Annotated in this window: 10 protein-coding genes and 1 pseudogene; 8 read left to right on the top strand and 3 right to left on the bottom strand. The window is 43.9% G+C overall.

Annotation, left to right across the window (positions count from 1 at the left end; all coding sequences use genetic code 11):
- The first annotated feature begins 245 nt into the window (after positions 1–245).
- Positions 246–1313 (top strand): SUMF1/EgtB/PvdO family nonheme iron enzyme, encoded by a 1068-nt coding sequence (locus tag LC653_RS44005; RefSeq protein WP_308189248.1) that lies wholly within the window; start codon positions 246–248, stop codon positions 1311–1313.
- Positions 1314–1355: 42 nt separating this feature from the next.
- Here LC653_RS44005 and LC653_RS44000 read toward each other — a convergent pair whose 3' ends face one another.
- Entirely contained in the window at positions 1356–1547 is a 192-nt protein-coding gene (locus LC653_RS44000) for a hypothetical protein (protein WP_229501550.1), read from the bottom strand.
- Positions 1548–1606: 59 nt separating this feature from the next.
- Here LC653_RS44000 and LC653_RS43995 point away from each other — a divergent pair, with 59 nt between their 5' ends.
- Both LC653_RS43995 and LC653_RS43990 read left to right on the top strand, forming a co-directional pair.
- Positions 1607–2014, top strand: coding sequence for a hypothetical protein (locus LC653_RS43995; RefSeq protein ID WP_229501549.1), 408 nt, complete (start codon positions 1607–1609; stop codon positions 2012–2014).
- Between the two features lie 297 nt (positions 2015–2311).
- Positions 2312–2533, top strand: coding sequence for a hypothetical protein (locus LC653_RS43990; RefSeq protein WP_229501548.1), 222 nt, complete (start codon positions 2312–2314; stop codon positions 2531–2533).
- 195 nt (positions 2534–2728) lie between these two features.
- Here the strand turns inward: LC653_RS43990 and LC653_RS43985 are convergent, their stop codons facing one another.
- The gene (locus tag LC653_RS43985; RefSeq protein WP_229501547.1) at positions 2729–2902 is read right to left on the bottom strand and encodes a hypothetical protein; all 174 of its coding nucleotides are present in this window, start codon (positions 2900–2902) and stop codon (positions 2729–2731) included.
- Between LC653_RS43985 and LC653_RS43980 the strand changes: the two genes are divergently transcribed.
- The 3 genes and pseudogenes from LC653_RS43980 to rpoC1 form a co-directional block, all read left to right on the top strand.
- Entirely contained in the window at positions 2892–3542 is a 651-nt protein-coding gene (locus tag LC653_RS43980; RefSeq protein ID WP_229501546.1) for a metal-dependent hydrolase, read from the top strand. The genes LC653_RS43985 and LC653_RS43980 overlap by 11 nt on opposite strands.
- On the top strand, positions 3532–3972 hold the full coding sequence (locus tag LC653_RS43975) for a hypothetical protein (RefSeq protein ID WP_229501545.1): 441 nt from the start codon (positions 3532–3534) through the stop codon (positions 3970–3972). The genes LC653_RS43980 and LC653_RS43975 overlap by 11 nt, the downstream gene beginning before the upstream one ends.
- Positions 3954–4238 (top strand): annotated as a pseudogene (gene rpoC1, locus LC653_RS43970) (DNA-directed RNA polymerase subunit gamma); the annotation flags it as partial. The gene LC653_RS43975 and the pseudogene rpoC1, both read left to right, overlap by 19 nt.
- Positions 4239–4849: 611 nt before the next feature.
- On the opposite strand, the gene LC653_RS43965 reads toward rpoC1, so the two are convergent.
- Positions 4850–5140, bottom strand: a complete 291-nt coding sequence (locus tag LC653_RS43965; RefSeq protein ID WP_229501544.1) for a hypothetical protein — start codon at positions 5138–5140, stop codon at positions 4850–4852.
- 82 nt (positions 5141–5222) lie between these two features.
- Between LC653_RS43965 and LC653_RS43960 the strand changes: the two genes are divergently transcribed.
- Together LC653_RS43960 and LC653_RS43955 are read left to right on the top strand one after the other, a co-directional pair.
- Complete coding sequence (locus LC653_RS43960) at positions 5223–5957, top strand: hypothetical protein (protein WP_229501543.1); 735 nt, start codon at positions 5223–5225, stop codon at positions 5955–5957.
- A gap of 74 nt (positions 5958–6031) precedes the next feature.
- Positions 6032–6241, top strand: coding sequence for a double zinc ribbon domain-containing protein (locus tag LC653_RS43955; protein WP_229501542.1), 210 nt, complete (start codon positions 6032–6034; stop codon positions 6239–6241).
- Positions 6242–6435: the final 194 nt, after the last annotated feature.

Raw genomic sequence — 6435 nt, 5'->3', positions numbered from 1 at the left:
AGTAACTCCACCACGTAAAGAAGCATCTGTTGCTGTTTAATACCTTAGATTATTCATACTTTTGCTAAGTCTCTGATTAACTCAGCCCTGCTGGGTCATTTTGTATAGCTTAGTCTAAACTCCAGTACGAACCACAATTATTCCAACTAGAATCAGAGTTTCTTAAAGAGTGGGTTGCGCCTTTTATAGAACAACTTCAAGCTCCCTATCGACTCAATCAAGCAGACGTTTACTACCAAAGGGGTTTGCAGTTAGCTCAATTAGAACACTATCGAGAGGCAGTAGCTAGTTTTGATATAGCACTGGAGTTTCAACCAGAACTGGCAGAAATTTTGTACAACAAAGGAAGAGCATTACAGAATTTAGGTGAAGCCGAAAAAGCGATCGCCTGTTACGATAAAGCACTAGAGATTCAACCAGACTATCCAGAAGCCCGCTTTTACCGAGAAATTGCTTTGTTACCGGGTAGAAGGAACTATAAATTTGACGTAATCACTGTCAATGCAAGCGGTCGAGAAATTAAGCGGGAAAAAAAACAAGCAGAACATTATACTGAAGACTTAGGCAAAGGCATCACTCTAGAAATGGTCATCATCCGTGGTGGCACTTTTATGATGGGTTCACCATTGTCTGAGAAAGAAAGAAGGGACTATGAAAGCCCTCAGCATCTAGTCACTGTTGCTCCCTTCTTCATGGGTAAGTATCCCATCACTCAAGCACAGTGGCAGGCAGTCTCTTCCTTAGACAAAGTTGAACGCGATATCAATCCAGATCCCTCTAGCTTTAAAGGGGATAACCGACCTGTAGAACAGATATCTTGGTATGATGCGGTTGAATTCTGCAAGCGGCTCTCCATCGCCACCAGCAGGGAATACCGACTTCCCAGTGAAGCCGAATGGGAATATGCCTGTCGCGCTGGGACGACTACGCCCTTTCATTTTGGTGAGACAATTACCACGGATTTGGCGAATTACAACGGTAACTATATCTACGCTAATGCCCCCAAAGGAATCTACCGACAAACAACTACTCCCGTTGGGCAGTTTCCTGCGAATGCCTTTGGCTTATGTGATATGCACGGCAATATTTTGGAATGGTGTGCAGATCACTGGCACAGTAACTATGATGGTGCGCCGAGTGACGGGAGGGCTTGGCTTACTAATAAGGAAAAACATTCTCGTTTGCTGCGCGGGACTTCATGCCACAACAGTCCAAGTATATGCCGATCTGCTCATCGTCGAGGTGTCGATCCGAGCTACAGAGAAGCACTCATAGGGTTTCGGGTGGTTGCCGTTGCGAGTCTTGTCATCTAAGGAGAGGTAGAGAGAGGCGATCGCCGATGCCAAGTGCAACCGTCACTCAATATATATAGTTGTGGGCGATCGCAGAAGCACGAATTTCAGTTCTGGGGGAAAGTTGCCCCAATCACGGTAAAATCTACACGCTGATGTAGAAACGGGTGTAGAGATGGCGAAAGTTGAACGAGAATCAATCAACTTCAAACTGCCCAAGCCTTTAGCCGAGGCGCTTAGAGCCGCAGCCATCATAACGCAACACCACCGCCACCAATTTAGTAATTCAAGGGCTACATCACGTCCTGGGTGCTGTGGATGGTGTAGAAAGTGAGGTAGAAACTCGTCTACACCAAATAGAAAGCAGTTTAGAGGCAAAGTTTGAAGCGAAATTAGAAGCTATAACTACCAGGCTTGCTCAACTAGAAGGGGCGATGATGATGCTGCAACGCAACCAAAACACAGCACGACAGCGCAAGTCTGCATACTCGAACTACTATTCGGGGGAAAGTCCCCAACTCATGCCCTTTAAAGAGGAAAATTTAGTTTTAAGGTTGGTTACGGATGTTGCAACTTTACGTAGCAAGCGCGAAACTCTAAGTGAATCAGAGTTTGTGAGGTGGTGCAAAGACCGCGACCCCAGTAGTGTAGGTTGGCGGTATGACCCTGAATTGCAATATTTAAATGTTGCTGTTATCGTTCGTGCTTTCATAGTTTCTTAGAGGAAAAATGAGGAGTAGCGATCGCTATAAAAAATCTGGGCAATTTTCATCACCCAACCCATAAGGATGAATTGCACAAATTAGCTGATTCTCTCCATAAAACTCACCATGATAATTACTACATCCCTTGCAGACTGAAGGAACAAAATCATCATAATCATCATTGTCTTCATCATCTATTAAATTTTCACCACAATTAGGACATACAGTTATGTGTCACTGGAAGCATAACTTTTCCGTGACGGAAGGCTTATGCTTCGTAACCGTTCAGGGGGGTAGAAGGGCGATCGTAACTCAGTGGAACCAGAATCTGGTAATGTGAGAGTTATGGAACAGCGCCCAAACTATTTAAAGCAGATACCCCCGGAACTATTGGGAGCAAACTTGCGCCAGGGTTGTAATCCCAAACAGCAACAAGCATGGTTATGGGTTGCAGTCACACCACTGGTTACTTTTTTTGAGATTGCTCTGACTCGTTGTACCCAAGCAGAAGCGATCGCAGTCTTCAGGACAAGTTGATGATGTCGCCGCCATCGTACAATCTGCACAGGGTAAAGCAGCTGGTACGTTGATTGCAGAAAATATACTCGCTCGTCACTTCATTGAAAATCCAAACCTATTACCAGATGAGCTAAAAACCAAAATCAAAGAATCGGGGGAAATGCCTTGCATTGACCCTTTCGCTTACGCACCAAAGACCTAGAGGGGAAATCATTAACTGCTGACAAGTTGAAAAGGGCGATCGCCACTTATTGCGAGGAAAATACAGCCTTCCTCATCCTCGATGACGCTCACTGTTGCGATGCAAAATTTAGGATGTGGCTGGTCTTTCTCGACTCCTGTACAACCTTCCACCAGAAGACAGGAGGATACGGTAATGCTAGGCATTTCGCACCTATTAATTAGCGGCACGGCTACCAGCCTACTGCTCGGAACCGCTAGCCCGACGATTATCGCGGTGGGTGCGATCGCTGGACTTCTCCCAGACATTGACATCTCAACCTCACCCGCCGGCCGTGTTCTCCCGTGGGTGAGCGCATTCTTTGAAAGCAGGATGCCACACCGCAGCTGTACTCACAGTTTAGTTGCCAGTAGTGCGATCGCAATAGTCGGTTATGGAGTAGCGCTGTTTCACCCTCAGTTTGTTAACCTTATCCACGCTCTCACTATCGGTTACACCTTCGGCTGGTTTGCTGATGTTTTTACCCGTGGCGGTGTGGAAATGTTCTGGCCATCCCCTGTCCGGTGTGTTTGTCCAGGGAACAGAAATCTTAGACTGAGGACTGGCAGCAACGTTGAGTATTTTGTGCTGGTGGTGCTGATTGCGATCGCTCTCGCGGTCTTCAACATAAATAATAGTGGCGGATTATTCACCCAGTTCAACAGGTTAATTGCTAGCCCGTCCGGCGTACAACATATTTATAATGAGAGCAGTTCAACTCATCTGATTAAAGCCAATATCAAAGGGGTGAGGACAAGCGATCGCTGTCTCATCTATCCTGAGAAAATCTTTAAAGATGGGAGATAACCAAGAAGGTTTAGTTTTAAATACCTTGATAAGTTGCTACGAAAATAGAGGTATTTTTCAAAACAATCAATCAACTTGGACGTTAGAACCTCCTACCTTTGCTGACTTAGAAACTGAACTTCAAAGTCGGGTAGAAGATGGTTGTAAGGACTCACAAAAGTTATTATTAAAACTGGCGGCTACGTTGAAATATGGAATTTTCAGTAAGCCCCAACCATCAATGAATTTCCCCATTGTCAGATTTGATTTATCTGCATTGTCTAAAGTACCTGGATTGAGTGCGATCGCAGCAGAAACTTTATTAAAACAGCTTTTTGACCGTTACAAACTAATGGGTGAAATTGATGGTAGAGTTCCACGCTGTTATGCTCTACTAGATGAAGTAAAAGAAGTTAAATCATCTCATACGCGCGGGGACGGACTGTGGTAGGGGCAAATAACCGACCCCTGAAATCTTTGTCCGACATTATTGAGGGTAAGCAAGGACGTTTCCGACAAAACTTGTTAGGTAAACGGGTTGACTACTCTGGACGTTCTGTAATTGTTGTCGGACCCAAGCTGAAAATTCACCAGTGCGGTTTGCCTAGAGAAATGGCAATTGAGCTATTTCAACCATTTGTGATTAACCGCCTGATTCGTAGCGGCATGGTGAATAACATCAAAGCTGCGAAAAAGCTGATATCGCGTAATGACCCCATGGCTCTTGAACTTGATTGAATAGCATCAAGGACAATGCGCCGACTGGTATTTTACCTAGTTTTGTGAACTGGTATTCCCCACCATAGCGATATGTATTACGTTCCAGTAATTTTTCTCTAATTAAAATTTTTGGCACTTGGCTTTCATCAATACCTCTATCTTTGATTCCGTAGCGATTCCAGAGGTTTTTGAGTTGCTAAAGTTCCTTTCCAGTCAGCCATATATTGAAATTATCATACAGGGGCAGGGTAGGAAGCAGGCGATCGCTGCGGTTTACTTCCCGAAATCCCTATTAGGGATAAGGCATAGGGCATTAGGAATTTTAGATTGAGCGTTGGGACTGGTGAGTTAGGAGTGAGGAGTTATTACCCTTGTCCCCTTGTCTCCCCCCACTCCCTACTTCGTGCTTTCAACAAATGCGTTGCTCCCTATCCTCTAAGAATCAGATTAATCAGAATTATTACTAATATTCCCTCAATGCATTTTTACCATTAAAAAATGATGTGAAAAATCATTACTGCTTAACTACTTAAAATATAGCGATCGCTCTCTACACAAGCGATCGCTCTTTATCCTCTAAGAATTTGGCAGATAATTTTTTTTGCACCCTATTTCGACTCTTTTTCTGACCTGCGAAAATCTATCAATGCCTTAAAAACCGCTTCTGCATCAAACCCAGAGGCATTTTGGATGTTAATTGACACATCAGAGTTGAGACTGACAAACGAACCGGTAATTACCGTCAGCCCAGACTCAGACAACCCTAGAACTCGTGCCCTAGACTCAGCCGATAGCTTTTTCATCTGCTCGGTTAGCAAAGTTTCTTTTTCTTCCTGTGACAAGCCATCTAGCAACCGCTTCACCTCATCCAGCCCCACAAATTTAATTCCTTCCAGCATAAAAAGATACAGCCTGATAGTTGATTGATAGCTAACGATCATAGTACTTGTAGTGATTAGACTGCGATCGCACTATCTAGCCATGACAATCACACTCGTCCCAGTTGCAACAGATACAAAATGGTTTCACCCGTTAATTTCATCAAATTTAATCTGCTTCTGGAAGGGAAGAATTAAGTTTTTAGATGTGAACTATCAGCCTAAAATGCCTGCTAGGCAATCACATTGCTTAATTTATTTGGGTAAGAATCAGTCGAGATTTAGGCAGGTATTTTCACCTTATGGCAATTTCAATTTCTTAGAGGAACGACTTTTTAAAGTAGGCGATCGCTTTGAGATTACTACTCATAAAAAGTACTTAGGTGAGAAGGGCTATTTGTCTGGATATCACACAAAGGATAGCCCCGAATTTTGGGTCAAATTGGATAATTACGATTTACAAATCAGGGTTTTTCCCAATCAAGTGAAATTCTTAGAGGATAAATTGCTTAACGAGTGTACACAGCAATCAGAGCCGCTTGTACTCTGCCCTAGCTGTGAATTACAGCACATCTATTTAAGTGGTAGATGTGGTATGTGCGGGTTAGCACCCGAAAATTCAAGCGAGGAAAGTGAACACCACCTCCTCTCTGTGAACAAGCCAAAACATAGACAGCGTAAGGGATGTTTATACAAATATATTGAGAATAAGAAGCTGAAGAGTGGGGCGATCGCAATCCTAGAAGCGATACAGGGTAATTATCTGAGCTATGAAGAAATAGGTGAACAAACTGATACCCATCCCAACACGGTAAAGCAAACGCTGTATGCTCCTTAGCGGTCTTGCCTTGGCTTTGTCCGTGCCGGTTTCCTTATTTGCAGGCTGTTGTCAGGGGGGAAGAGGTTGTGGCAATGCCAGCGATTAAGTTTTGCCCCCAATGTTGGAATCCTGGGGGTGCTGCTGACCCGATGTGGGGAAATGTTAGGGCTAAGTTTTGTTATCTGTGCGGTACGCAGTTGCGGGCTAGTTGTCGGAATTGTGGTGAGATGGTGGTGTCGTTGAGGTATAAATTTTGTCCACTATGTGGAAAGCCTTATAAAGATGGAAGTCAAAATCGATGAAAGCTAGGTATAGTAACGCTTTCCAGACCATCTTGCAGGTTTGTCAGGGTCGAGGGGAACATTACTGTTGGGAACGAGACTTGCATTTTGTGATGATGCTTTTCATATCTTTTTTGTGAGCATCAATCGCCTTTTTTGAAGGGGTAATGAGTGTAATGAAACCAAGACGAGTACCAAGACTATTTTTATTTTCT

The organism is Nostoc mirabile CHAB5784 (genome assembly GCF_020829645.1).
Classification (GTDB): domain Bacteria; phylum Cyanobacteriota; class Cyanobacteriia; order Cyanobacteriales; family Nostocaceae; genus Nostoc; species Nostoc mirabile.
This window is presented reverse-complemented; position numbering and strand designations above follow the sequence as displayed.